Origin of the sequence: Streptomyces uncialis (genome assembly GCF_001905345.1) — a bacterium.
Taxonomy (GTDB): Bacteria; Actinomycetota; Actinomycetes; order Streptomycetales; family Streptomycetaceae; genus Streptomyces; species Streptomyces uncialis.
In genome coordinates this window covers 165911-191802 of sequence record NZ_LFBV01000005.1, presented here as the reverse complement: position 1 = coordinate 191802, position 25892 = coordinate 165911, and the positions used below count along the sequence as shown (strand labels likewise).

General features: G+C 72.1%; 23 protein-coding genes and 1 pseudogene. 14 read left to right on the top strand and 10 right to left on the bottom strand.

Going from position 1 to position 25892, the window contains the following annotated elements; translation table 11 throughout:
• The first annotated feature begins 105 nt into the window (after positions 1–105).
• The gene (locus AB852_RS21150; protein WP_073790889.1) at positions 106–1077 is read left to right on the top strand and encodes a serine/threonine dehydratase; all 972 of its coding nucleotides are present in this window, start codon (positions 106–108) and stop codon (positions 1075–1077) included.
• A 320-nt stretch (positions 1078–1397) separates the two neighbouring features.
• Positions 1398–2087 (top strand): DUF899 domain-containing protein, encoded by a 690-nt coding sequence (locus AB852_RS21145; RefSeq protein WP_073790887.1) that lies wholly within the window; start codon positions 1398–1400, stop codon positions 2085–2087.
• A gap of 265 nt (positions 2088–2352) precedes the next feature.
• Here the strand turns inward: AB852_RS21145 and AB852_RS21140 are convergent, their stop codons facing one another.
• Both AB852_RS21140 and AB852_RS21135 read right to left on the bottom strand, forming a co-directional pair.
• Complete coding sequence (locus tag AB852_RS21140; protein WP_073790885.1) at positions 2353–2796, bottom strand: hypothetical protein; 444 nt, start codon at positions 2794–2796, stop codon at positions 2353–2355.
• A gap of 38 nt (positions 2797–2834) precedes the next feature.
• Positions 2835–3326: pseudogene (locus AB852_RS21135) on the bottom strand (ATP-binding protein); the annotation flags it as partial.
• Positions 3327–3492: 166 nt separating this feature from the next.
• Here AB852_RS21135 and AB852_RS21130 point away from each other — a divergent pair.
• The 3 genes from AB852_RS21130 to AB852_RS21120 all read left to right on the top strand — a co-directional run bounded on the left by AB852_RS21130 (position 3493) and on the right by AB852_RS21120 (position 5825).
• Positions 3493–4356, top strand: a complete 864-nt coding sequence (locus tag AB852_RS21130; protein ID WP_073790881.1) for a helix-turn-helix domain-containing protein — start codon at positions 3493–3495, stop codon at positions 4354–4356.
• Complete coding sequence (locus AB852_RS21125; protein ID WP_073790879.1) at positions 4357–4599, top strand: DUF397 domain-containing protein; 243 nt, start codon at positions 4357–4359, stop codon at positions 4597–4599. It begins immediately after the preceding gene.
• A 299-nt stretch (positions 4600–4898) separates the two neighbouring features.
• Positions 4899–5825 carry an SAM-dependent methyltransferase gene (locus AB852_RS21120; RefSeq protein ID WP_079184818.1) on the top strand — a complete coding sequence of 309 codons (927 nt, stop codon included), beginning with the start codon at positions 4899–4901 and terminating at the stop codon, positions 5823–5825.
• A 173-nt stretch (positions 5826–5998) separates the two neighbouring features.
• On the opposite strand, the gene AB852_RS21115 is transcribed toward AB852_RS21120, so the two are convergent.
• Both AB852_RS21115 and AB852_RS21110 read right to left on the bottom strand, forming a co-directional pair.
• Positions 5999–7483, bottom strand: a complete 1485-nt coding sequence (locus AB852_RS21115; protein WP_073790877.1) for a glutamate synthase subunit beta — start codon at positions 7481–7483, stop codon at positions 5999–6001.
• Between the two features lie 392 nt (positions 7484–7875).
• Positions 7876–8358 (bottom strand): anthrone oxygenase family protein, encoded by a 483-nt coding sequence (locus AB852_RS21110; protein WP_073790875.1) that lies wholly within the window; start codon positions 8356–8358, stop codon positions 7876–7878.
• A 331-nt stretch (positions 8359–8689) separates the two neighbouring features.
• On the opposite strand from AB852_RS21110, the gene AB852_RS21100 reads away from it, so the two are divergent.
• Positions 8690–9109, top strand: a complete 420-nt coding sequence (locus AB852_RS21100) for a CBS domain-containing protein (protein WP_073790870.1) — start codon at positions 8690–8692, stop codon at positions 9107–9109.
• A 221-nt stretch (positions 9110–9330) separates the two neighbouring features.
• On the opposite strand, the gene AB852_RS21095 is transcribed toward AB852_RS21100, so the two are convergent.
• The 3 genes from AB852_RS21095 to AB852_RS21085 all read right to left on the bottom strand — a co-directional run bounded on the left by AB852_RS21095 (position 9331) and on the right by AB852_RS21085 (position 12546).
• A complete protein-coding gene (locus AB852_RS21095; protein ID WP_073790868.1) occupies positions 9331–10458 on the bottom strand; it encodes a magnesium and cobalt transport protein CorA in 1128 nt (375 codons plus the stop codon).
• Between the two features lie 154 nt (positions 10459–10612).
• Positions 10613–11641: a carbohydrate kinase family protein gene (locus tag AB852_RS21090; protein ID WP_107499305.1), complete on the bottom strand. Its 1029-nt coding sequence runs from the start codon at positions 11639–11641 to the stop codon at positions 10613–10615.
• Positions 11638–12546, bottom strand: a complete 909-nt coding sequence (locus tag AB852_RS21085) for a pseudouridine-5'-phosphate glycosidase (protein ID WP_073790866.1) — start codon at positions 12544–12546, stop codon at positions 11638–11640. The genes AB852_RS21090 and AB852_RS21085 overlap by 4 nt, the downstream gene beginning before the upstream one ends.
• Positions 12547–12658: 112 nt before the next feature.
• Between AB852_RS21085 and AB852_RS21080 the strand changes: the two genes are divergently transcribed.
• Entirely contained in the window at positions 12659–13021 is a 363-nt protein-coding gene (locus tag AB852_RS21080) for a cupin domain-containing protein (protein ID WP_073790864.1), read from the top strand.
• 43 nt (positions 13022–13064) lie between these two features.
• Here the strand turns inward: AB852_RS21080 and AB852_RS21075 are convergent, their stop codons facing one another.
• From AB852_RS21075 to AB852_RS21065, 3 genes are all read right to left on the bottom strand, one after another.
• Complete coding sequence (locus tag AB852_RS21075) at positions 13065–14348, bottom strand: MFS transporter (protein WP_073791650.1); 1284 nt, start codon at positions 14346–14348, stop codon at positions 13065–13067.
• Positions 14349–14695: 347 nt separating this feature from the next.
• Positions 14696–15259, bottom strand: coding sequence for a methylated-DNA--[protein]-cysteine S-methyltransferase (locus tag AB852_RS21070; protein ID WP_073791648.1), 564 nt, complete (start codon positions 15257–15259; stop codon positions 14696–14698).
• A gap of 111 nt (positions 15260–15370) precedes the next feature.
• Complete coding sequence (locus tag AB852_RS21065; protein ID WP_245876860.1) at positions 15371–16267, bottom strand: glycerophosphodiester phosphodiesterase; 897 nt, start codon at positions 16265–16267, stop codon at positions 15371–15373.
• A gap of 276 nt (positions 16268–16543) precedes the next feature.
• Between AB852_RS21065 and AB852_RS21060 the strand changes: the two genes are divergently transcribed.
• The 7 genes from AB852_RS21060 (at position 16544) to aroQ (ending at position 25888) form a co-directional block, all read left to right on the top strand.
• The gene (locus AB852_RS21060) at positions 16544–17386 is read left to right on the top strand and encodes an MHYT domain-containing protein (protein ID WP_079184816.1); all 843 of its coding nucleotides are present in this window, start codon (positions 16544–16546) and stop codon (positions 17384–17386) included.
• A 72-nt stretch (positions 17387–17458) separates the two neighbouring features.
• Positions 17459–19588 (top strand): excinuclease ABC subunit UvrB, encoded by a 2130-nt coding sequence (gene uvrB / locus AB852_RS21055; protein WP_073790862.1) that lies wholly within the window; start codon positions 17459–17461, stop codon positions 19586–19588.
• Positions 19589–19803: 215 nt separating this feature from the next.
• Positions 19804–20433: a TerD family protein gene (locus AB852_RS21050; protein WP_073790859.1), complete on the top strand. Its 630-nt coding sequence runs from the start codon at positions 19804–19806 to the stop codon at positions 20431–20433.
• 115 nt (positions 20434–20548) lie between these two features.
• Positions 20549–22645, top strand: coding sequence for a TerD family protein (locus AB852_RS21045; protein WP_073790856.1), 2097 nt, complete (start codon positions 20549–20551; stop codon positions 22643–22645).
• 310 nt (positions 22646–22955) lie between these two features.
• Positions 22956–23942: a TerC family protein gene (locus AB852_RS21040; protein WP_073790854.1), complete on the top strand. Its 987-nt coding sequence runs from the start codon at positions 22956–22958 to the stop codon at positions 23940–23942.
• 223 nt (positions 23943–24165) lie between these two features.
• Positions 24166–25266: a calcium:cation antiporter gene (locus AB852_RS21035; RefSeq protein ID WP_073790852.1), complete on the top strand. Its 1101-nt coding sequence runs from the start codon at positions 24166–24168 to the stop codon at positions 25264–25266.
• A gap of 154 nt (positions 25267–25420) precedes the next feature.
• Complete coding sequence (gene aroQ / locus AB852_RS21030) at positions 25421–25888, top strand: type II 3-dehydroquinate dehydratase (protein WP_073790850.1); 468 nt, start codon at positions 25421–25423, stop codon at positions 25886–25888.
• The last annotated feature ends 4 nt before the right edge of the window (positions 25889–25892 follow it).

The following is a 25892-nucleotide window of genomic DNA, read 5'->3' as shown; positions in this document are numbered from 1 at the left end:
CCGCGGCGGGCGCTCCATGGTCCGTGAGACGAGGTGCGTGATCCGCGAGCCGGGGCCGCCGACCCGTGCCTCTCGACCCGACCGGCTGCACATACCATCGACCTCATGACCGGTGACCACGAAACGATCGACCACGCCGATGTGCGGGCCGCGACCGGGCGGACGGCCGGGCACACCCGCCCGGTCACCGTCGCCCCCGACGACATCGTCGAGGGCCTCCATCTCGCGTACGAGTTCACCCAGCACACGGGCTCGTTCAAGGCACGGGGCGCGATCAACTTCACCACCGCCCATCTGGCGGCGGGCACCATGCCCTCCGCCGGAGTGGTGATCGCCTCCGGCGGCAACGCGGGGCTCGCGTGCGCGTGGGCGGCCGACCGCTGCTCGGTGCCCGCGACCGTGTTCCTGCCCGAGACCGCGCCCGAGGTGAAGGTCGCCCGGCTGCGTTCCCTCGGCGCCACCGTGCACCTCGTGGGCAAGGAGTACGCGGAGGCCTTCGAGGCCTCCCGCGACTTCGCCGCCCGCACCGGGGCGCTGCTGTCCCACGCGTACGACAATCCGTACATCGCCGCCGGGGCGGGCACCCTGATGGAGGAGATCCACGCCGCGCTGCCCGAGCTGGACACCGTCGTCGTCGCCGTCGGCGGGGGCGGGCTGTTCAGCGGTGTCGCCGCCGCGGCGCACGCGCACGGCGTCCGGGTCGTCGCCGTGGAGCCCGAGAACTCCCGTGCCCTGCACGCGGCGATCGCGGCCGGGCACCCTGTCGACGTGACCGTCGACTCCGTCGCCGCCGACTCCCTCGGCGCCCGTCAGGTCTCCCGGGAAGCGGTCCGCTGGGCCGGACTCGCGGACTGCGTCCCGGTCCTGGTCCCCGACGAGGAGATCGTCGCCGCGCGCCGACTGCTGTGGGACGACCGGCGGCTGGCGGTCGAGCACGCGGCGGCCACCGCGTACGCCGCCGTGCGCACCGGGGCGTACCCCGTGGGGGACGGCGAGCGGGTGTGCGTGGTGCTGTGCGGCGCCAACACCGACCCCGGTGACCTGGTCACCCGGGCGTCCGCTCCCACCGGAGGCTGACCGCTCGCCAAACGCCCTTCCGGCGCACGGTGTCGAAAGCGGGCGCCCACGCGTACGGAGGGGCGTTCCGTTGTGCGCGGGGGGCGCCTGGATGCCGGTCCGCGCCGCCCTCGTGGCCCCGGGTGAGCCGTCCCCGCGTCCCGGTGCGCCGTCCCCATGTCCTCGGTTCGTGGTTCGGCTGCCCCCTATGCGGAGGGTCGCGGGAGCCGTCTGACGGCGGGTCACCCAAACCGCCCGCGACATTCTTCGCCCCCGCCGATGAGTTCCGTTCCTCCGGCCGGTCCACCCCGCACAACCACCGGCCGTTCGGAGGAGGAACCATGTCGCTCCCGCAGATCGTCACGCGTGCCCAGTGGGTGGCCGCGCGTGAATCCCTGCTGGTCGAGGAGAAGGCCGTCACCCGCGCGAGGGACGGGCTCAACGCCCGCCGGCGCGCCCTGCCCATGGTCGAGGTCGTCACGGAGTACGTCTTCGAGGGCCCCGACGGGAAGGTGGCCCTGCGGGACCTCTTCGAGGACCGCGAACAACTCGTCGTGTACCACTTCATGTTCGGGCCGGAGCAGGACACCGGGTGCGCGGGCTGCTCCGGGTTCCTCGACCAGATCGGGAACCTGGCCCATCTGCGCGCCCGGGGCACCGCCTTCGCCGCCGTGTCGCGGGCGCCGTTCACGAAGCTGCTGCCGTTCAAGGCGCGGATGGGCTGGACGCTGCCGTGGTACTCGTCGTACGTCTGCGACTTCAACGCCGACTTCGGCGCCACCGTGCCCGCGGGCGACCGCCCGGTCGAGCGGGCGGGGGTGAGCTGCTTCCTGCGCCACGGCGAGCGGCTGTTCCACACGTACTCGACCTTCGACCGGGGTCTCGACGGTCTCGGTTCCACGACGAGTCTCCTGGACCTGACGGCTCTGGGGCGTCAGGAGGAGTGGGAGGAACCCCGCGGCCGGGCGCTGGTACGGCGGGTGCGGGACGGCAAGGGCTGGCTCCGTCATCACGACGACTACGACGACTGAACGCCGGGACGGTGGCCGACGGGGCCACAGCCGGGACCGGGAGGACCGGGCCCGGGGCGCCGCGGGAAGAACCGCGCCGAGAAGATCAAGCGCGAGCGGGACGGCGAAGAGCCGCGGGGCGGAACCGGGGGAGGGATGGCTCGGAAGTCGGGGGAGGGCCGGACCATTCACCGGATCGAGTGAAACGAAGAGTGGTCCGACCGGCGGCACCCCCACGGGCCGCCGGTCGGACCGGGTGACCGAGCGACACCCCCAGGGTCGCCGGTCAGGCTGTCACGGGACGCGACCAGTTCGGTGTCGTCCCTGTGACGCGGCATAGAGCCAGATAGAGCGGTATAGGAGGCGTGTACGGAACCGCCGCGTCCGGTCGGTGGATCAGCCCTGGTGGGCGGTCCTCGTCCGGTAGTACGGCCCCGGTGGTGTAGCGCGCCGGGGCGGGCCAGTCCAGTGCCACGTCCGAGTCCGAGGGGACGATCCACCACCAGCGGTCCCTGTCGGCGTAGACACAGCCGATCCGGGGCAGGCGGGTGATCACCCGTCGGGCGTAGGGGGCGGGCACGGACACCGTGTCCCAGCCCAGGGGCACGTCCATGTCCTTCGGCAGGGTCAGCCGCCGCGTCGGGCAGCGGCCACGTCCGTGGGCGGAACGGCGGCGCTCCATCGACACCAGGGTGCCGAGGCTCAGTGACCGCGCGGTCATCACAGCCATTCGGCCCCCGTTCCGCGGAACGCGTCCGCCACGGCCGGCCTGGCCGTGCCCGCGGCCCTCGGCAGATCCGCCCAGACCAGCAGACCCGGACCTGTCTCCTGCGCGCCCCAGGCACTGGACACCGCCGCGACGAGCAGCAGGCCTCTGCCGTGCTCCTCCTCCGGGCGCTGCGGCGAGGGCCGCGGCTCGCCCGGAGCGCATCCCTCGTCGCTGACCGCTATCCGCACCTTCTCGGTGTCGTCGTGCAGCTCGCAGACGATCAAGGTGGAAGCGGTGTGCACGATGGCGTTGGTGACCAGTTCGGACACCACAAGATCCGCCGCGTCACATGTGTCCTCACATACGGCCCAACCGGTCAGTCGGGCACGCGTGAGGCGCCGGGCCTGAGCGGGAGAACCCGGATGTGCGGCCAATTCGAAGCGGAAGCGGCGCCTGGCGGCTTCGCCAGGAGACGCCCCGGCTGCCTCGGCACCGATACCCATTTCGGCGGCCTCTGTTCCTAACGGCGCGGACGGAATCACGTTTGCCACTATCTCCCCGTCGTGAACACTTGGCAAGTGTCACTCTGAAAATTGCAGAGTGCAGTGTGCCTGGCCGGGGACACATGGCACACTGCTCGCAACAGCACGCGAAGCGGCCCCAGTTGGGTCCGCCGTTCTGTGCTGCCTGATCATCGGTGACTCTCCGGAGGTGGACGTGAGCGAACCGCGGTCCGCGCCGACCGTCGGGCAGGTCGTGCTCGGGCGCCGCCTCCAGGACCTGCGTGAACGCGCGGGACTGAAACGCGAGGAGGCCGCCAAGGTCCTCCGCGTCGCTCCCGCGACCGTCCGCCGGATGGAGATGGCCGAGGTCGCGCTGAAGATCCCGTACGTCCAGCTGCTGCTGAAGACGTACGGCGTCTCCGACGAGGAGACCGACACCTTCGTGCTCCTGGCGGAGGAGGCGAACCGTCCCGGCTGGTGGCAGCGCTTCCACGACATCCTCCCGGGCTGGTTCTCCATGTTGTACGTCAGCCTGGAGGGCGCGGCCGTACTCATCCGGGCGTACGAGCCGCACTTCGTGCCCGGACTGCTCCAGACGGAGGACTACGCACGCGCCGTTCTGCGCTCCGGGGCCGTCGGTCAGACCCGTCCCGAGGACATCGACGGACATGTGGCGCTGCGGATGCAGCGTCAGGACCTCCTCACCCGGGAGAACGCGCCACGGCTGTGGGTCGTGATGGACGAGACGGCCCTGCGCCGCCCGGCCGGCGGCCCCGAGGTGATGCGCGGCCAGATCGACAAGCTGCTGGAATGCACGAAGCTGCCGAACGTCACCTTGCAGATCGCCCGGTTCGACTCGGGTCCGCATCCCGGTACCTACGGGCCCTTCGTGCTGTTCCGCTTCGCCATGCCGGAACTCCCCGACATGGTCTACAGCGAGTACCTGACCGGTGCCGTCTACCTCGACGCGCGCTCCGAGGTGGCCAAGCACCTTGAGGTCATGGACCGCATGGCGGCACAGGCCGCTACGGCACATCGCACGAAGGAGATCCTGCGGGATCTCCGCAAGGAGCTATGAATGGACCGACCGGGGATATACAACGGCATGCCCGCGCGGGAACTCGGCACCGAGGGCTGGCACAAGCCCTGGAGCGGAGGCAACGGCGGGAACTGCGTCGAGGCCATGAAGCTGGCCGACGGCAGGATCGCCATGCGTCAGTCCGCCGATCCGGACGGGCCCGCCCTCATCTACACGCGTGGCGAGATCCGGGCGTTCATCCAGGGCGCGAAGGAGGGCGAGGCCGACTTCCTGTTGTCCTGAGCCCATGACCGGCCCGGCCCTGCCCCATGACCTGCCCTGGCCCATGACCTGCCCGCCCGCCGACCATCCGGCCCGTGACCACTCTGGGCCCACGACGGCCGGACCCGCCCGGCCCCCGGCCCGGCCCCACCCGTGCCGTCCCGTCCGGCACCGCACCCGAGCAGCGCGGTACCACCCAGCACCACAGCTCGACACCACCCATCCCGCCGGCGTCGGGCACCGGAGCCGTTCCGTCCGGTACGGGCGGTGGAGGTGCCGCACCGGCGTCAGGCAGCCACGCGGACGACTTGGAGTCGGTCATGACACAGCGGGACGACACACCCACGGCAGCGGGACGCGCACCGGACCAGGACGGGCACCGGCCGACGGCGGACGAGGCCACACAGGCGTTACGAAGGGCCTCCCGGATCTCCGGTTTCGACCCCTCCCTGCCCGGCCCCACGGTCATCGACACCACCACCCCGCACCCGGCCCGGATGTACGACTGGTTCCTCGGCGGCAAGGACAACTACCCCGTCGACGAGGAGATGGGCCGCAAGCTGGTCGCCATGGACGCCCGCACCCCGGTCATGGCCCGCGTCAACCGCGCGTTCATGCACCGCGTCACGGGCCGGCTCGCCGCCCAGGGCGTACGCCAGTTCCTCGACATCGGCACCGGTATCCCCACCGAACCCAACCTCCACCAGATCGCCCAGCGCCACAGCCCCGACGCCCGGGTCGTGTACTGCGACAACGACCCCATCGTCCTCGCCCACGCCGAGGCCCTGCTGCGCAGCGCGCCCGAGGGCGTCACCGAGTACCTCCAGGCCGATGTCCGCGACCCCGGCACGATCCTCGACGCCGCCCGCGCGGTCCTCGACCTCAGCCGGCCGGTCGCCCTGTCCATGATCGCGCTGCTGCACTTCGTCCCGGACGGGGACGGTCCCTACGACCTGCTGCGCCGCTACATGGCGGCCCTCCCGTCCGGCAGCCATCTGGTCGTCTCGCACGCCACGGGCGACTTCGACCCCGAGGGCGCCCGGCGGGCCCGGGAACTGTACGAGGCACGCGGACTGAGTCTCGCGCTGCGCTCCCGCGCCGAGGTCACACGCTTCTTCGAGGGCCTCGACCTGGTCGACCCCGGCATCGTCCTGGTCGACCAGTGGCACCCGGAACTGGGGGAGAGGGTGCCGGGCCAGGAGAACGGACCGATGCCCGGGTACGTGGGGGTCGGACGGAAGGCGTGAGCCGTACCCGGCGGCCGGGCCGCCCCTGGCTGATCAGGGCCTGGCTGATCAGGGCCTGACGGGTCGGGGCGCTGACCGGTCGGCGGCGGTGGCGGTACGCGCGGTGGTGTCGGCCCGGCTCAGGCTTTCATCGGCTCCGGGCGCCCGTCGCTCACGCGCTGATCGGCCCCGGCTCACGCCCTCATCGGGCGGTCCCACGGACCTATCGGGCAGGGCAACTGGCTCGTACCCACCAGATAGCGGTCCACCGCCGCGGCCACCGCCCGGCCCTCCGCTATCGCCCAGACGATCAGCGACTGACCGCGCGCCGCGTCCCCCGCCGCGAACACCCCGGGGACGTTCGTCGCGAACGACGCGTCCCGCGCGATGACGTCCCGTCCGTCCAGCGCGAGCTCCAACTGGGCCACCGGTCCGTCGTCCAGCTCCGGTCCCGTGAAGCCCAGCGCCAGCAGCACCAGGTCGGCGCGCAGGGCCCGCTCCGTCCCCGCCAGCGGTCTGCGTTCCGCGTCGACGTCGGCCACCCGTACTCCGCCCACCCGGCCGTCCGCCCCCTCCTCGAAGCGCACCGTGGACGCCGCGAAGAGCCGGGCGTCGGCGTCCGACACCGGGGCGCTGCCCAGTTCCCCGGCCTCCTGGTGCGCCGGGGACAACCGGTAGACCGCCGGATAGACCGGCCAGGGTTCGGCCTCGGTGCGCTCCGGCCGGGGCAGCGCGCGGATGTCGAGCTGGGTCACCGACGCGGCACCTTCGCGTACGGCCGTCCCCAGGCAGTCGGCGCCCGTGTCGCCGCCCCCGATGATCACGACCTGACGACCCGCCGCCGACAGCGGCGACACCGCCAGATCCCCCTCGCGCACCCGGTTCGCCGACGGCAGGTACTCCATCGCCTGATGAATGCCCGCCAGTTCCCGCCCGGGTACCGGCAGTTCCCGGCTCCGGGTCGCACCCGTCGCGAGGACCACCGCGTCGTAGCGGGCGCGCAGCTCACGGGCCCCGATGTCGCGGCCCACCGCCGTACCGGTACGGAACTTCGTCCCTTCGGCCCGCAGCTGCTCCAGCCGCCGGTCCAGCCGGTCCTTCGCCATCTTGAACGCCGGTATCCCGTACCGCAGCAGTCCCCCGATCCGGTCGTCCCGCTCGAAGACGGCCACCGTGTGCCCGGCCCGGGTGAGCTGCTGGGCGGCCGCGAGCCCCGCCGGACCCGAACCGACCACGGCCACCGTCCGCCCGGAGAGACGTTCCGGCGGCTGGGGCCGCACCCAGCCGTCCTCCCACGCCCGGTCCACGATCGACAGCTCCACGTTCTTGATCGTCACCGCGGGCTGGTTGATCGCGAGGACACACCCCGCCTCGCACGGCGCGGGACACAGGGTGCCGGTGAACTCGGGGAAGTTGTTCGTGGCGTGCAGCCGCTCGCTCGCCGCCCGCCAGTCGTCCCGGGACACCAGGTCGTTCCACTCCGGGATGAGGTTGCCGAGCGGGCACGCCTCATGACAGAACGGGACCCCGCAGTCCATACAGCGGTCGGCCTGCCGGCGGATGATCGGGAGCAGCGCACCGGGGACGTACACCTCGTCCCAGTCCTGGACGCGCTCGGCCACCGGGCGGCGCGGCCATTCCTCGCGCGGAGTCCGCATGAATCCCTTGGGGTCGGCCATGGCCGTCTCCCTCGCGTGCGCTCTGGGGCCACGATACGACGCGGGGGGCTGCGGCGCCGACCGGTACGGGGGCCGTCGCCGGGCCTGGCGGGTGGGGACGGGGCGGGCTCCGTCCGGCGCGGGCCGAGGTGGGGCGCGGGCTACGGGACCCGTGCGGGCGGCGGTCGGGCGGGGGCCGAGGTGGGGCGCGGGCTACGGGACCCGTGCGGGCGGCGGTCGGGCGGGGGCCGAGGTGGGGCGTCGTCCGGGCGCGGGTCCGGCGGGGGTGGCACTCACCGCCGCACCGGGCTCATCGTTCCCGCACCGGGCTCACCGCACCGGGCTCACCGGACACACCGCCTCCGCACCGGGCTCCCCGCTCCCGTATCGGACGCCCCGCTCCCGTATCGGGCTCACCGGACGAGTGCCAGGACGAACAGGGTCGCGGCCGCGAGCGCGGCGGCCGTGCGTATGTGGTTCCACCTGGTCCACTCCCGGGCCCAGTCGCGCCAGTACGCGGCACTGGCCGGTGCCTCGGGGTCGACCTTGTCCAACGCGTCGTTGCGCGGGAAGTGCGCCACGGCGCTGATTCCCAGCATCCCGAACAGGTACAGCGCGCAGCCGACGAGCAGCAGCGGCCCGCCCTCGCCCGGCCAGGACACCAGGGTGAACACGGCGATCACCGCGCTCAGCAGGGCCCCGCCGAGGAAGGCCACCATGAACGCCGGGCCCGGCGCGGCCCTGTTGATCGCCTGCATCGCCGCGATGCCCTGCGCGGGGGGCAGGGCGGTCAGGCCCTTCATCACGAAGCTGGAGAACGCGTAGAGCGCGCCCGCCGACACCGCGCACACCAGGGCTCCCACGAGCACCACCACGAACAACGCTCCGTCGATCATCAGACCACTCCTTGCCGACTGTGTGCTTGCCAGGCCATCTGTGTGTTCGCCGGGCCGACCGGGTCCTCGCCGGTGAGCCCTTGCGGGTGAGGGGCCCGCTGCCCGTACGCGTCCGGCCCGCGCTCCTCAGTCAACCCCGACCGATGGGGCCCGGCCATGGCCAAGGCGCGCATCGCCATACGCGGGCGTCGCCCTCCGGCGCCGCCGTACCCCCGACGCGGTCGCCGTCCCCAGCGGGTGCGCTCCCTCCGCGCCCCGGAGAGAATGAAGGGCGCCGGGACCAGCGACGCCCCCCGCGCCGCGCCGGCCGTCCGGCACCAGGAGGTACCGCATGACCACCGCCGGAGACATGATGCACCGCGGCGCCCAGTGGATTCCCGCGCACGAGACCCTTGACCGCGCGGCTCAGTTGATGCGTGACCTGGGCGTAGGCGCACTCCCCATCGCCGACGCGGAGGAACGCCTCTGCGGCATCCTCACCGACCGCGACATCGTCGTGGAGTGCGTGGCGATGGGCCACGATCCGTCCCGGGTCACCGCCGGTGACCTCGCCCAGGGCACGCCCCGTTGGGTCGACTCGGGCGCCGACGTCAGCGAGGTGCTCCAGGAGATGCAGGGGCACCAGATCCGCCGTCTGCCCGTCATCGAGGACAAGCGGCTGGTCGGGATGATCAGCGAAGCCGATCTCGCCGGACATCTGTCGGACGAGCAGATCGCCGCCTGGGTCGAGAGCGTGTACGCCACACACTGACCCCGGCTCCAACCCGGCTCCGACCCTCTGCCCCGGGCCTTCAGCCCCGGTTCCGGCCCCTGGCACCGAGCGCGCAACCCGGCATCGGGCGACCGGCCTCGGCGCCGAGCGACCGCACCCGGCGTCGGGCGACCGACATGGGCACCGAGAAACCGCACCCGGCGTCGTGTGCCCGAGATCGACTTCGGGAGACCTTCCCCCGGAGCCCCCGGACGTGGTCCTCACAACCAGCCGTTGCGCCGGAATCCGCGGTACAGCAGGACGCACGCCGTGGCTATCACCCCGAGCACGGCCGGATAGCCGTACGTCAAGCGGAGTTCGGGCATGTTCTCGAAGTTCATGCCGTACATCCCGCACAGCATCGTCGGGACGGCGATGATCGCCGCCCAGGCCGTGATCTTGCGCATGTCGGAGTTCTGCGCGACCGTCACCTGCGCGAGATGGGCCTGGAGGATGGAGTTGACGAGGTCGTCGAAGGCGTGGATCTGCTCCGCGACCCGCTGGAGATGGTCGGAGACGTCCCGGAAGTAGGTCTGTATCTCGGGGTCGACCGCGCGCATCGGCTGGGTGGCGAGGACCTGGAGCGGGCGGTCCAGCGGTATGACGGCCCGCTTGAGCTCCAGCAGCTCGCGTTTGAACTGGTAGACCCGCCCCGGGTCCACACGGGCGCCCTGCTCGGAGAACACATCGGACTCGATCTGGTCCATGTCGGCCTGGATCGCGTCGGTGACCTGGAGATAGTCGTCCACGACATGGTCGGCGATCGCGTGCAGCACCGCCGCCGGCCCTTTCGCCAGCCGCTGCGGCTCCGCCTCCAGCCCCTCCCGTACGGGCCCGAGCGAGCCGTGCCGTCCGTGCCGCACGGTGATCACGAAGTCTCGGCCGACGAAGACCATGATCTCGCCGGTGTCGACCACCTCACTGGTCGCGGTGAGTTCGACATGATCGACGTAGCAGACGGTCTTGAACACCGCGAACAGCGTGTCCCCGTACCGCTCCACCTTGGGCCTCTGATGGGCGTGCACCGTGTCCTCCACGGCCAGCGGATGCAGCTCGAACAGCTCCGCGACCCCGGCGAACTGGCGCTCCGTCGGTTCGTGCAGTCCGAGCCAGACGAATCCCTTGTCGGTCTTGCGGGTCCGCTCGACGGATTCCACCAGGTCCTTGCCGTCCGGCTGGCGTATCCCGTCGTGGTAGCGGACGCAGTTGACGACCGCCGATCCCAGTGGGGACCGCGCCGGATGACTCAGATCGACGCGTGGGCGCTTGCGAGCCATTCGCCCGACCCTGCGCAGGCCGTCGACCCCTGGGAGGTTGCCGACCTTGCGCAGGTTCCCCGCTACCGACATGCCGGACTCCTCGTGCTGGATGGTGACTTGGCGGGCAAGTCTGCCAGTCCTGGAGCGGGTGCGGGGAAGCCTGTGGGAACGGACCATTCCGTTCCGTTCCCGGGTCTCACCCCATCCGGTGACACCGGCCCTCCGCCATGTCCGCACCGTACCGTCAGCACGGTCCCCCGTCCGTCCCGTGCGACCCGTCCGTCCTGTGAGTCCCGTGCAGCCCGCGCATCACATCCGGTCCCTGTACCCCCTGCGCCCTGTCCACCCTGTCCACCCCCTGCGTCCCACCCGTCCCACGCGCCGGGCGGGCGCCGACCTGGGACACGGCCCGGGCACCCGCACGGCATCCCTCGGTTACCGCGTCGGTGATCCCCGAGCCCCTGAGCAGTCCGGCGAGGAACGCGCCCGTGAACGCGTCGCCCGCCCCTGTGGTGTCCTCGGTCCGCGCCACCGGAAACGCGGGGACCCGGGCCCGAACCGCTCCGTCGCGGGCCACCAGTGCGCCCTTGGCGCCCCGCTTCACCACGACCAGCGGAAATGCGCGGCTCAGCTGTGCCGCCGCGTCTTCGGCGTCCGGCCAGCCGGTCAGCTGCCGTGCCTCGTCCTCGCTGGGCAGCAGGATGTCCACCCCGTCGGCCAGCGCGAGGAAGCGGTCGGCCCCGAGGTCCCCGAGGAACCCGGCCGACGCGGGATCGACGCTCACCGGCACACCCCGCGCGCTTGCCGACGACTTCGCCGCGTCCACCATGCCGCGACCGGACGGTGTGAAGAACAGATAGCCCGACAGATGCAGCCGCGCGACCCCGTCCAGGAACGCGTCCGTCCAGTCGGCCGCCCCGAGGCGGGGAGCGGTTCCGCTGTCGGTGAGGAAGGTGCGTTCCGCGCCGGCGCCCGCGTCGACCAGGCTGATCACGGTCCCGGTGGGCGCGTGCGGGTCGACGACCAGATGGGGGCGCACCCCGGCGGCCGTGAGCAGGCGCTGGTGCCAGGCGGCCGTCGTGGCGCCCACCCGGCCCAGCAGACGGACATCGGGGGCGCCCTGGTGGGCGGCCCAGCAGGCGACGTTGGCGCCCGCGCCCCCCGGCACGGTGCGGATGACGGCGGCCGTGTCGGTGCCGGGCGCGAGCGGGGCGGCGTGCCGGGCGACGATGTCCGTGATCACCTCCCCGAGGACGAGCAGCGCGGCGTTCACACCCCGGTCCAGGCGGCGGCGATCCGGGCCGCGAGACGGACGTTCCCCGTCACCGCCGCCACATTCGCGTCCAGCGACGCGCCGTCGGTGTGACGGACCAGTTGGTCCAGCAGGAACGGTGTCACCGCCTGGCCGGTGATGCCCCGTCGGTCGCACTCCTTGAGCGCCGCGTCGAGCACGCGCGCGTGCAGCCCGGGATCGAGCTGTTCGGCCTCCGCCACCGGCCGGGCCACGATCAGCGCGGAGTCGGGTCCGCCCAGCGAGTCCTGCGCGCGCATGACGTTCGCGACGGCGCCGGGGGAGTCGAGCCGCCAGTCCACCGGGTGCCCGGAGTCGGTGAGGTAGAAGCCGGGGAAGCGGGAGGTGCGGTACCCGGCGACGGCGACGCCCAGTGTCTCCAGTCGTTGCAGGGTCGCCGGGACGTCGAGGATCGACTTCACCCCCGCGCACACCACCGTGATCCGGGTCCGGGCGAGCAGGGCCGGATCCGCGGACTCGTCCTGGGTCGCGGTCCACTGCCGGTGCACCCCGCCGAGGCCGCCCGTCGCGAACACCCTGATCCCCGAGCGGGCCGCCAGCAGCGCGGTGGCGGACACGGTCGTCGCGCCGCTGGCCCCGCTGGCCATCGCCAGCGGCAGATCGCGGTGGCCCAGCTTGCGGACGGTCGGGTCGTTCGCCACCCGCTCCAGCTGCGGCCCGTCCAGGCCGACATGGGGCCGTCCGTCGAGTACGGCGATCGTCGCGGGTACGGCGCCCCGCGCGCGTACGTCGTCCTCCAGGCCGCGGGCCACCCGCAGGTTCCGGGGCGCCGGGAGTCCGTGCGCGATGATCGTGGACTCCAGCGCGACGACCGGTCGCCGGGCCTCCAGCGCCTCGCGTACGTCCTTGGACACGACCAGAACCACAGTGCCTCCCGGGTCAAGAGCCTTCTTCCATCCCTGGCGGACCGAAAGCCTCGTCAAACCCGTACGGGACCTGTCACCGGGGCGCGCGCCGGGCCCGCTAGGGTGACCGGCCATGACCGCGAACGATCAGAATCTTTCGTCATTTGCCGTACACATCCCCCAGGCCGAGTTGACGCCGGAACCGCTCGATCCGGCTCAGATCGTCTCCGGGGACCCGGTCGTCACGGGCCGGACCCTGTGGGAGTCCCCGGACGGCAAGCAGGTGCGCGGCATCTGGCAGATCACCCCGGGAGTGGTGACCGACACGGAGGCCGACGAGCTGTTCGTGGTGATCAGCGGGCGCGCCACCATCGAGGTCGACGGCGGCGACACGCTGGAGGTCGGCCCGGGGGACGCGGCGGTGCTGCGCGCGGGGGACCGCACGACATGGACGGTCCACGAGACGCTGCGCAAGGCGTACCACATCAACCTCTGAGCGCTCCGGGACCGCTTCCGGGCGCTCCGGGACCCCGGCCGCGCTACCCGCTGTCGCCGACGGCCTTCGCGGCGGGCCCCACGGCCTCACCGCGGGCCCCCGGCCGGGTCCACAGCGCCAGCGCGCCGAGCGGCAGGAGCAGCAGCGCCGCCAACAGGTTCAGCCATCCGTAGCCCGCCGTGGCGACCACGACGCCCGCGAGGGCGCCGCCCACCCCGGCGGCCGTGTTCATGACCAGGTCGGACAGACCCTGCGCGGCGGCCCGCGCGGGCGCCGGTACCGACTCCGTGAGCAGCGCCGAACCGGCGACCAGGGCGGCCGACCAGCCCAGGCCCAGCAGGAACAGTCCGGTGGCGGTCCGTCCGTGGGCGCCGCCCGCGGTGCCCGCGAACAGCGCGGCGCCGGCCAGCAGCAGCACCGACAGGGCGATCACGAAGTCCCGGCCGAGCCGGTCCGACAGCCATCCCATGACGGGCGAGAACGCGTACATCCCGGCGATATGGCCGCTGATGACCAGACCGATGAGGTCGATGTCGGCGCCATGATGTCCTAGATGGACGGGTGTCATCGCCATCACGGCCACCATCGCGGTGTGCGCCAGGGCGACGGTCACCAGCGCCAGCCGGGCCCGGGGCGACGCGGCCACGGCGGTGAAGCCCGCGCGCATCGAACCGCCGCCGGGCGCGCGCTCCTCGACGGGCTCCAGGGCCCGCGCCACCAGCAGCGGATCGGGCCGCAGCAGCACGGCCACCAGAACCGCCGAGAGCACGAACACCCCCGCCGCCCACAGGAACGGCCCGGCGGCCTCCGGGATGCCCAGACCCGCGACGCTCGCACCCGCCGGGGCCGCGATGTTCGGCCCGAGGACCGCGCCGACGGTGGTCGCCCAGACGACGTTGGAGATGGCCCGCCCGCGATACCGCGGCTCCGCGAGGTCGGCCGCCGCGAACCGGGCCTGGAGGTTCGCCGCCGAGGCCGCGCCGAACCCGGCCATACCGGCCAGCAGCAGCGGGAAGCTGTCCACGGACGCCCCGACGACGACGAGGGCGGCGCCGAACGCGCCGATCGCGTACGCGAGGACCAGTCCGGCCCGTCGTCCGCGCGCGTTCATCAGGGAGGCCAGCGGCATCGACAGGACCGCTGTGCCCGCCACGGTCGCCGTGAGCGCGAGACCGGACAGCGAGTCCGATCCGCCGACCTCCTTCGCGAGCACGGCTGCCAGGGCGATGCCCGTGGCGATACCGAGCCCGCCGAGTATCTGGCTGGCTATCAGCACCGCGGCGACCCGGCGGCGCAGCGAGGTCAGCTCCCCGGCGCTCCCGGGCAGACCGGGGACGGACTCGTCGGGGACGGTCCCGCCCGGCCCCTTCGAAGAGGTGCCTTGGGCCGCCTCGGCGCCCGCCACGGGCCGCCGGTCGCCGTGTGGCGGGAGGGGAACGCCCTGGCCGGGCTCAGATCTCGCGTCAGGAGTCACCGCCGCAGTCTGACACCAGCCGCCCGCTCCGCCCGGAGCGCCATCGTCCGCGCCGACCCGCGAGGACACCCACGGACCGCTCACGGCCGACGGCCGTGGCCGGCCCGGGGAAGCGCCTGCGGACTTCCCGCTACAGGGCCCGCAGCCCGCCCGCACGCAAGAGCGCCTGCGCCCAGTCCGGAACAGCGCCTGCGGCCGGCTCAGAACAGCGGCTGCGGAAGCACTCCCTCCAGCGCCAGCAGGGTCCGCTTGGCCTCCAGACCGCCCCCGAACCCCCCGATCCCGCCGTCGCTCTCGACGACCCGGTGGCACGGCACCACGACCGGCAGCGGATTGGCGCCCATGGCCGCGCCGACGGCCTGCGCCGCGCGCGGCTGGCCCACCCGGCCCGCCAGCTCGCCGTACCCGACCACGGCCCCGTAGGGCACCCCCGCCGCCAGCTCCCGCAGCACCTCGCGGGGAAAGCCCGAGATCAGCGACCAGTCCAGCGGCAGAGTGAACTCCCTCAGCTCACCCCGGAAGTACGCGGTGAGCTGCCGTACCGCCTCGGCGAGCAGCGGATCGCCGGGCGCGTGCACCGGCCGCGCGCCGAGCCTGGACGCCAGCTCGTCCAGCGCCTTCTCGCGTACGGCGTCCCGGGCGTGGAACACGACGCTGACCAGTCCCCGCGCGGTCGTGACCAGCAGCAGCGGCCCGATGTCGCTGTCGACCACCGCCCACGCGGGCCGCCGTGTGTCCCGCTCTTCCTGCCCGTCAGCGTCCATGACCACCACGGTACGGCCGACCACTGACAACCCGACAGCCACGGCGGACAGGACCCCCGCTCGGCGGGCGGCGGCGCCCGCGTGCCGAGCGTCGCGCCCGCCCCGGGCCGGTCAGTCGTCCTGGCCCAGGGCCTCCTCGACGACATCGGGGGCGTTGGTGATGATCCCGTCGACCCCGGTACGGGCCGCCCTGCGGGCCTCCTCGGGGTCGTTGACCGTCCAGGTGTTCACTTCGAGGGGCCGCCCGTGCGGACCGTCGAGCGCGTGCACGGAGGCGACGTAGGCCGCCGTCAGGGTGGTGCTGCGCGGATTGATCTGGTCGGTGAAGCTCGCGTACGAGCCCAGGTCCGCCGGCTCGGGGGTGCCGAGGAAGCCGGTGCGCACATCGGGGCGGGCGTCGTGCACCGCGCGCACACTGGCCGCGCTGAAGCTCTGCACCACGAGCCGGTTCCGCAGATGCCTCCGGTCGAGCCACTGCTCCTGGCTGAGGACCTCCAGGACGTCCTTCTCGATGCCCGGGTACTGCTCGGGGGCCTTGATCTCCAGCAGCAGCCGCTGGCCGTTGGCGTCCAGCCGGTGCAGGAACTCCCGCAGTGTCGGCACGCGCGCGCCCGCGTGTGCCCCGCCCTTCCAGCTGCCCGCGTCGAGCTGGGCGATCTCGTCCGCGGTGAAGTCGCGTACCTTCCACGGCGCGCGGCCGGGGAAGACCTCCTCGACGTCCGTGGTGCGCTTCAGATCGGTGTCGTGGATCACCACCAGGACATCGTCCTTGGTGCGCTGCACATCGTTCTCGATCCAGTCGAAGCCCAGCTCATCGGCCAGGTCGACGGCGGCGAGGGTGTTCTCGGGCGCCTGCGCGGAGGCGCCGCGGTGCGCGATCACGACGACCTCGCCCTCACCCGCGAGGGCCTGGGTGGACAGGGCGGGCAGGAACACCGCCGCCACGCCCAGCGCGACGACCGTGGAGACCGCGGCCGTACGCGCGCGGACCGGTACCTCTCGCATCATATGAACAAGCACGGACCGAGAGTGACAGCACCGGACCGGCACACCGGGTGCGGCGCGTGGACGTGCGCGCAACGGATGACCCGGTCGGACGTACGCACGACACCGTTCGGCACAGTCCCGCGCCGTTCCGCGCGGGCGGGTAAGCGGATCCGTTACCGGAAAATCGCTCAAACGTTCCCGATGCGGTCATACTCCTCGGATCGGCCCATGACGATCCGCGGCCCCAGGGGGGAACGGACGCCACGCGGGTTTCATCGGGTGAAAGGGCTACGGCTCATGCAAGGGACCGTCGACGGCTTCAGCCATGGATGGATCACACCGGTCGTCGCGTACGCCATGGCGTGCCTGGGAGCCGCGCTCGGACTGCGTTGCACCACACGGTCACTACTGGTCACGCACTCCTGGCGGCCCGGCTGGCTGCTGCTGGGGTCGGCCGCGATCGGCTCCGGCATCTGGACGATGCACTTCATCGCCATGATGGGCTTCAGCGTCGACGAGACGACCATCCACTACGACCCGTCCCTGACGTTCGCCAGCCTCGGTGTCGCGATCGTCATGGTCGGCGTGGGCATCTTCATCGTCGGCTACCGGGGCGGCACCCGGGCGGCCCTGCTCACCGGCGGCACCCTCACCGGCCTCGGCGTCGCGTCCATGCACTACCTGGGGATGGCGGGCATGCGCCTCAACGGCAGCCTCGTCTACGACACGGGCACCGTCGTCCTGTCGGTGGCCGTCGCGGTCGCCGCCGCCACCGCCGCCCTGTGGGCCGCCGCCCAGGTGCGCGGCTTCGGATGGTCCCTCGGCGCCAGTCTGGTGATGGGCGTCGCGGTCACCGGGATGCACTACACCGGGATGGCCGCGCTCAGCGTCGACCTGCACGACTCCACCGGCACGCCCACCGGCGTGTCCTCCGCGGAACTGCTGGCCCCCATGCTGATCGGCCCGCTGGTCTTCCTGATCCTCGCCGGGGTCGTCGTCATGTTCGACCCGCTGCTGGTCATGGGCCGCACCGAGGACGACACCGACCGGCGTTCCGCACCCGTCCAGCCCTCCCTCTTCGGCACCCCCGGCGGCACCCCGCCCGGCCACCACCCCCGGCAGACCCCGCCCGACTGGTGACCCCACCCGCCGCGACAGGGCCCGGACCTGCGAGAACGCCGGTTGTCAGTGGGGGGTCGTACGGTGGATGCCATGCGGCCCGTATCCCAGATCGAACGTTCGGTGGCACCCTTCGAGGTCGTCAGCCCCTTCCAGCCCAGTGGCGACCAGCCCGCGGCCATCGCGGAGCTGGAGCGGCGCGTCGGCGGCGGTGAGAAGGACGTCGTCCTGCTCGGCGCGACCGGCACCGGCAAGTCCGCCACCACGGCGTGGATGATCGAGAAGCTCCAGCGCCCCACCCTGGTGATGGCGCCGAACAAGACCCTGGCCGCCCAGCTGGCGAACGAGTTCCGTGAGCTCCTGCCGAACAACGCCGTCGAGTACTTCGTCTCGTACTACGACTACTACCAGCCCGAGGCGTACGTCCCCCAGTCGGACACGTACATCGAGAAGGACTCCTCGATCAACGAGGAGGTCGAGCGGCTGCGGCACTCCGCGACGAACTCCCTGCTGACGCGTCGCGATGTCGTCGTCGTCGCCTCCGTGTCCTGCATCTACGGCCTGGGCACGCCCCAGGAGTACGTCGACCGGATGGTCTCCCTGAAGGTCGGCGACGAGATCGACCGGGACGAGCTGCTGCGCCGCTTCGTCGACATCCAGTACACGCGCAACGACCTCGCGTTCACCCGTGGCACCTTCCGGGTGCGGGGCGACACCATCGAGATCTTCCCGGTCTACGAGGAGCTCGCCGTCCGGATCGAGATGTTCGGCGACGAGATCGAGGCGCTCTCCACGCTCCACCCGCTCACCGGCGAGATCATCAGCGACGACCAGCGGCTCCATGTCTTCCCCGCCTCGCACTACGTGGCCGGTCCCGAGCGGCTGGAGCGCGCGGTGAACGACATCGAGAAGGAGCTGATCGACCGGCTGGCCGAGCTGGAGAAGCAGGGCAAGCTGCTGGAGGCCCAGCGGCTGCGGATGCGCACCACCTACGACATCGAGATGCTCCGCCAGATCGGCTCGTGCTCCGGCGTGGAGAACTACTCGATGCACTTCGACGGACGCGACCCCGGCTCCCCGCCGAACACCCTGCTGGACTACTTCCCCGACGACTTCCTGCTCGTCATCGACGAATCGCATGTCACCGTCCCCCAGATCGGCGCCATGTACGAGGGCGACGCGTCCCGCAAGCGCACCCTGGTGGACCACGGCTTCCGGCTGCCGTCCGCGCTCGACAACCGCCCGCTGAAGTGGGAGGAGTTCCAGAAGCGCATCGGCCAGACCGTCTATCTGTCCGCCACCCCCGGCGCCTACGAGCTGTCGCGCGGCGACGGCTTCGTCGAGCAGATCATCCGCCCGACCGGCCTGATCGACCCCGAGGTCGTCGTCAAGCCCACCGAGGGCCAGATCGACGACCTGGTGCACGAGATCCGCAAGCGCACCGAGAAGGACGAGCGGGTCCTCGTCACCACCCTCACCAAGAAGATGGCCGAGGACCTCACCGACTACTTCCTCGAACTGGGCATCCAGGTCCGCTATCTGCACAGCGACGTCGACACCCTGCGCCGGGTGGAGCTGCTGCGTGAACTGCGCGCCGGGGAGTACGACGTCCTGGTCGGCATCAACCTCCTGCGGGAAGGGCTCGACCTGCCCGAGGTCTCCCTCGTCGCGATTCTCGACGCCGACAAGGAGGGCTTCCTGCGCTCCGGCACCTCACTGATCCAGACCATCGGCCGTGCCGCCCGTAACGTCTCCGGCCAGGTCCATATGTACGCGGACAGGATCACCCCGGCGATGGAGAAGGCCATCGACGAGACCAACCGCCGCCGGGAGAAGCAGGTCGCGTACAACACGGAACGGGGCATCGACCCGCAGCCGCTGCGCAAGAAGATCAACGACATCGTGGCGACCATCGCGCGCGAGGAGATCGACACCGAGCAGCTGCTCGGCTCCGGCTACCGCCAGTCGAAGGACGGCAAGTCCGCCAAGGCACCCGTCCCGGCGCTGGGCACCGCCGCCAAGGCCAAGGCCAAGGGGAAGTCCAAGGCCGTCGTCCCCACCGACCAGCCGGCCGCCGAACTGGCTCAGCAGATCGAGGAGATGACCGCGCGGATGCGCGCCGCCGCGGCCGATCTCCAGTTCGAGATCGCGGCACGGCTGCGCGACGAGGTGTCGGAGATGAAGAAGGAACTGCGGCAGATGAAGGAGGCCGGACAGGTCTGAGGCGACCGGCCGATCGGCTGCGACCGGCGGTACGCACGGGGCCGCCGCGACGCGTGCGCGGCCCCGTGCGGGGGCTCCTTCCGCCGCCCCCGGACGGTGTGTTGCAAGACCGACACAAACGCGTACCGCGGGACGGCGATGTCGGTGCCCGTGCGTAGGGTGCTGCCACACCGCGTGCACGCGGGAGCAGGGGACAGTCCGAGAGGGGACAGCGCGTGACGGTCAACATGACCAAGGGCCAGGCCATCAGCCTGCACAAGAACGACGGGGGCGCCCTGACCGCGGTGCGTATGGGCCTCGGCTGGCAGGCCGCGCCGCGCCGCGGTCTGTTCGGTACCCGCACCCGTGAGGTCGACCTCGACGCGTCGGCGATCCTCTTCGCCGACAAGCAGCCCGTCGACGTGGTCTTCTTCCGCCATCTCGTCAGCGACGACGGCTCCGTGCGGCACACCGGCGACAACCTCGTCGGCGGCGCCGGACAGGGCGGCGACGACGAGGCCATCGTCGTGGACCTCCAGCGGCTGCCCGTCCATATCGACCAGATCGTGTTCACGGTCAACTCGTTCACCGGCCAGACCTTCTCCGAGGTGCAGAACGCCTTCTGCCGGATCGTCGACGAGACCAACGGCCAGGAGCTCGCCCGCTACTCCCTCGACGGCGGCGAGTCCGGTGGTCCGGTCAAGGTCGACAAGGGCTCGTCGGCCACCACCTGGCAGCGCTCCACCGCGCAGATCATGGCGAAGGTGCACCGCTCGGGCTCCGGCTGGCAGATGACCGCCATCGGGCAGCCCGCCAGCGGCCGCACCTTCCAGGACCTCATCCCGGCGGTCCTGCCGCATCTGTGACCCACCGGGCGGGCACCGCCACCGGCGCCCGCCCCTCGTACACACCCCGGGCGACCGCCCGGTGGCACCAGCCGCCGCGACCCTGTCCGGCGGCCCGACCAGGGGGACAAGGGCGATGACGGCCGAACTGGTCCGGGGGCAGAACCACCCCCTCAACCGGACCCGTCTGGAGATCCGGGTATCGGTCGGCGGACCGGTCGTGGCCGGAGCGACGCTCTGCGACGACGAGGGCGGGGTGCTCGGCACGGAGTGGGTCGCCCACCCCGGCGCCCCCTGTCTGCCCGGTCTGGAGGTCCCCCGGCAGGCCGCCCCCGACCACCGGCTGGCCCTGGACCTGGCGGCGCTGCCCGACCCCGTCGGCCGGGTCCACGTCCTCCTCGCCCTGCCCCCGGGCGCCGACGGACCCGTGCACTTCGGAGCGCTGCCCGCCCCCTTCCTCGCACTCAGCGGCCCGGACGGCAGCGAGCTCGCCAGCTACACCGTGACCGGCCTCGACGCCGAGTCCGCCGTCGTCGCGCTGGAGCTGTACCGACGGCAGGGCGTCTGGAAGGTCCGCGCGGTCGGCCAGGGCTACGCGGGCGGCCTCGTCGCCCTCCTCGCCGACCAGGGCCTGCCCCAGGCCGCACAGCTCGCCGCCGCCATCCACGAGGCCGTCGCCCGCCCGGCCGCCCCGGTCCCGCCACACACCTCCGGCGCGGCACGGCTGCGGACCGGGGCCACGGACAGTGCCACCGCGCCACCCGGCCCGGGAGCCGGTCCCGCCGACACGCGGCCCGCCACCCCGCGCGCGGGAGCCGGGGCATCCCAGCCACCGGCCGACCCCTCACCGCCCCCGCCCGTCCGCCGTACCCGGCCCGAGGCGTCCCGTCCGGAGCCCGCCCGCCCGGAGCCCGCGCCGTCGGAGCAGGTCCGGACCGCCGGACCCACCGACCCGGCGCCCGCCGGTGAACCGCCGCACCCGGCCGCCCGGACGGAGCCACCGGGCGGCGGACCCATCGACTACACCCATCGCGGCCGCACCACCGACATACCCCCGCCCCCCGCGCCGACCGGGCCCCCGGCCCGCCCGGGGGAGCCCGCCGGGCCTGTCGCGGGCGACGCGACCGGCTGGTCCCTGGAGGAGCGGCTCTACAACCAGGTCTGGGGCATGTTCGAGGACCTGGCGCGCAGCGCGTCGGCCTACCGCAGCGCCGTCGACTTCGCCGACTCCCGCCGCGAACAGGAACTCGACAAGGCGCTCTCCGATCCGCGCAGCCGTATCGGCGGCGCGGGCGACAAGGCCCGGGAAGCGGCCCGCGCCAAGTACACGGACCTGGTCGGCCGGGCGCGAGCCGTCCTCGACCGCGATCTCGACCAGCTCACCGCCGAGGCCGCCGTGGTGGAGCCCGCGCTCCCGGCGGCGTGCGCGAGCTGGGACAACCCGGTGTGGCACGCCTACCGCGTCCCCCTGGAGGCCCCGATGGCGCTGCGCCTGGGCGACCTCCATCTGCCCGAGGGCGACCCCCTGCGCATCCCCATGCTCGTCCGGCTCCCGCTGGAACGCGGCCTGTGGATCGACAGCGGGCGCGGCTCCGACGGCGCGGCCACCGTCCCCGACGGCGAGCGGCTGAAGCGGCTCGCCCTGGACTCGGCGGTCGGCCACACCGCCCGGCTGCTCGCCGTCCACCCGCCCGGCGACTTCGCCGTGCACCTCATCGACGCGGCGGGTGCCGGTGCTGCCGCGCTCGCCCCGCTGGTCGACGCCGGGGTCCTCGCCGCACCCGTCGCGCGCGGCGGCACCGGGGTCGCCCGGACCCTCGGCCATCTCACCCGGCGGGTGGACCTGGTCCAGATGGCGCTGCGCAGCGAGGCCGTGGACTCCCTGCCCTCCGACATCGACACCGCGCAGCATCTGCTGATCGTCAACGACTTCCCGCACGGCTTCGACGACCGCGCGGTGACCCAGTTGCGGTATCTCGCGGACGAGGGGCCTGATGTCGGGGTCCATCTGATGATGGTCGCCGACCGTGACGACGCCACCGCGTACGGTCCGCTGCTGGACCCGCTGTGGCGGTCGCTGCTGCGGCTCACCCCCGTCCCCGACGCGCACCTCGCGGACCCGTGGGTGGGACACACCTGGACGTATGAGCCGCCACGGATTCCAGCCGGCAGCGCGATCCTGTCCGAGGTGCTCGCACAGGTCGCCGCGGGCCGCCGCGCCTGGGACCGCTGAGGGACCCCGGTCGCGGCTCCGACCGGCGGTCGGAACGCCTCCGAAGTTGACCTAAATGCGCATCTGACCAGGTGACTTGGCTCTCACTTTACCCTTTTCTTTACCGTCCTTTGGGGGGTCGGGTACTCTGGTGCACGCGGAGGGGAGTACTCCCTAATCTGCGACGTGCCCGTCAATACGGAACCAACTGGTTCCCGGGGCGTCGGCCCGAGGCGGTACGGGACGCACCACGCCCCGCGTCCTTCGGGTGGAAGAGACCTCCGGCAGCGGACGACGCTGGAACCTGCCGTTACGTACTGCCGGAGGCGCAGTGGATGTTTCCTTGACCCTATGGGTCGTCACGATCGCGGGCCTGTGTGCCCTTATCGCGGCCGATTTCTTCATCGGCCGCAAGCCCCACGACGTATCGATCAAAGAAGCCGGCATCTGGACGATCGTCTGGGTCGTGCTCGCCGTCCTCTTCGGTGTCGGTCTGGCGGTCTTCGGCGGTGGCCAGCCCGCGAGTGAGTTCTTCGCGGGATACATCACCGAGAAGTCGCTGAGCGTCGACAACCTCTTCGTCTTCGTCCTGATCATGGCGAAGTTCGCGGTCCCGACGCAGTACCAGCAGCGGGTCCTGCTCATCGGTGTGCTGATCGCACTCGTGCTCCGCGCGGGCTTCATCGCCGCCGGTGCCGCGATCATCACCAACTTCTCCTGGGTCTTCTACATCTTCGGTGCCTTCCTCATCTACACCGCCTGGAAGCTGATCCAGGAGGCCCGCGCGGGCCAGGAGGACGACGACTTCGAAGAGGACCGCCTGATCAAGGCGCTGGAGAAGCGTTTCGGTGTCGCCGACCGCTACCACGGCACCAAGCTGTGGATCGTGGAGAACGGCAAGAAGGTCATGACGCCGATGCTGGTCGTCATGCTGGCCATCGGCACCACGGACATCCTGTTCGCGCTGGACTCCATCCCCGCGATCTTCGGCCTCACCCAGGACCCGTACATCGTGTTCACGGCGAACGCGTTCGCGCTGATGGGTCTGCGCCAGCTGTACTTCCTCATCGGCGGACTGCTCAAGAAGCTGGTCCACCTGAGCTACGGCCTGTCGGTCATCCTCGGCTTCATCGGCATCAAGCTCGTGCTGCACGCGCTGCACGAGTCGGGTGTCCATGTACCGCAGATCTCCATCCCGGTCTCGCTCGGCGTGATCTGCGGTGTCCTCGTCATCACGACGATCACCAGCCTGATCGCCTCGAAGAAGCAGGCACAGGCCGAGGCCGAGGCCTCGGACCACCAGGGCGTCGACCTCTGATCCCCTGGCCGGTGGGCCCCGCCCACCGGCCGCCGCGGGACCAGGACCCCCCGACAGGCCACCGACCCTCCCGGTCGGTGGCCTGTCGGCCGTTCCGGGGCCCGCCACCGGTCCCGCGGAGCGCCGCGCCGACCCCGGACCGGGGCGCCCGCACCCCGCCGGGAAGCGGGCGCGCCCGTCGGCCGGCATGCGCGCCGACGACCCCTCTGGAACCATCGGAGCCATGATCGTTCGGCTCGGGGCCCTCGCAGCACGCTGGACGGCGGTCGTGCCCGTCCTGTCCGTGGTCCTCCTCGCCCTCACCTGGGGACGCGACATGCCCAGCGGCATCGTCGCCCTCGTCACCGTCGTCCTGGCCCTGGCCGTCCTCGCCGCCGTCCACCACGCGGAGGTCGTCGCCCACCGGGTCGGGGAACCCCTCGGCTCCCTCGTCCTGGCCGTCGCCGTCACCATCATCGAGGTCGCGCTGATCGTGACCCTGATGGCCGACGGCGGGGACAAGAGCGCCACGCTCGCCCGGGACACCGTCTTCGCCGCCGTGATGATCACCTGCAACGGCGTCGTGGGCGTCAGCCTGCTCGCCGCCTCGCTGCGCCACCGGGTGGCCGTGTTCAACCCCGAGGGCACCGGCGCGGCCCTGGCCACCGTCGCCACCATCGCCACGCTCAGCCTGGTCCTGCCGACGTTCACCACCAGCAAGCCCGGCCCCGAGTTCTCCACCTCGCAGCTCACCTTCGCCGCCGTGGCCTCGCTGACCCTGTACGGGCTCTTCGTCGCGACGCAGACCGTACGGCACCGGTCCTATTTCCTGCCGATCACCCGCAACGGTGAGGTCATCGACGCCGAGGACGACATCGACCGCCCCACCACACGCACCACCCGGATCAGTCTCCTGATGCTCGCCCTGGCCCTGATCGGGGTCGTCGGCCTCGCCAAAGGGGTCTCCCCGACCATCGAGTCGGGCGTCGACGCGGCCGGGCTGCCGCACGCCGTCGTCGGCGTCATCATCGCGCTGCTGGTCCTGCTGCCCGAGACGATTGCCGCGCTGCGCGCCGCCCGCAGGGACCGGGTCCAGATCAGCCTCAACCTCGCCCTCGGCTCCGCGATGGCCAGCATCGGACTCACGATCCCCGCCGTGGCCGTCGCCTCCCTGTGGCTGTCCGGGCCCCTGGTCCTCGGGCTGAGCGCGACCCATATGGTGCTGCTCGCGCTGACCGTCGCGGTCGGCACCCTCACGGTGGTGCCGGGCCGCGCGACCCCGTTGCAGGGCGGCGTCCATCTGGTGCTGTTCGCCGCGTACCTCGTACTCGCGATCAATCCCTAGCGGACAGCGGCGGGCCGGACCTGTCCGCTATGGCCGGGCGCGCCGCAGGCAGGACCGGGAGAGCGTCCCAGGGTGGTGGCAACCGCCTCCGCCGCGCCCCGGGGCACCGTGATAGACCTCCCCTGACGCGCCCGTACCGACCGGAGGCCCCGCCATGACCAGCCACGCCCGTTCCCTCGCCACCGCGCCGATCATGGTCCTGAACGGGCCCAATCTGAACCTGCTCGGTCAGCGTCAGCCGGAGATCTACGGCAGCGCCACCCTGGCCGATGTCGAGGCCCTGTGCGCGCGGACGGCGGCGGCCCACGGGGGCACCGTCGACTTCCGGCAGTCCAACCACGAGGGGGAACTGGTGGACTGGATCCACGAGGCCCGGCAGCGGCACACCGGCATCGTGATCAACCCGGCCGCGTACTCCCACACCTCCGTCGCCCTGCTGGACGCGCTGAACACCTGTGACGGCCTGCCCGTGGTGGAGGTGCACATCTCGAACATCCATCAGCGCGAGCAGTTCCGGCACCACTCCTATGTGTCGCTGCGCGCCGACGGGGTCATCGCGGGCTGCGGGGTGCAGGGGTACGCCTTCGCGGTCGAACGGGTCGTGACCCTGGCCGCCAGCTAACCGG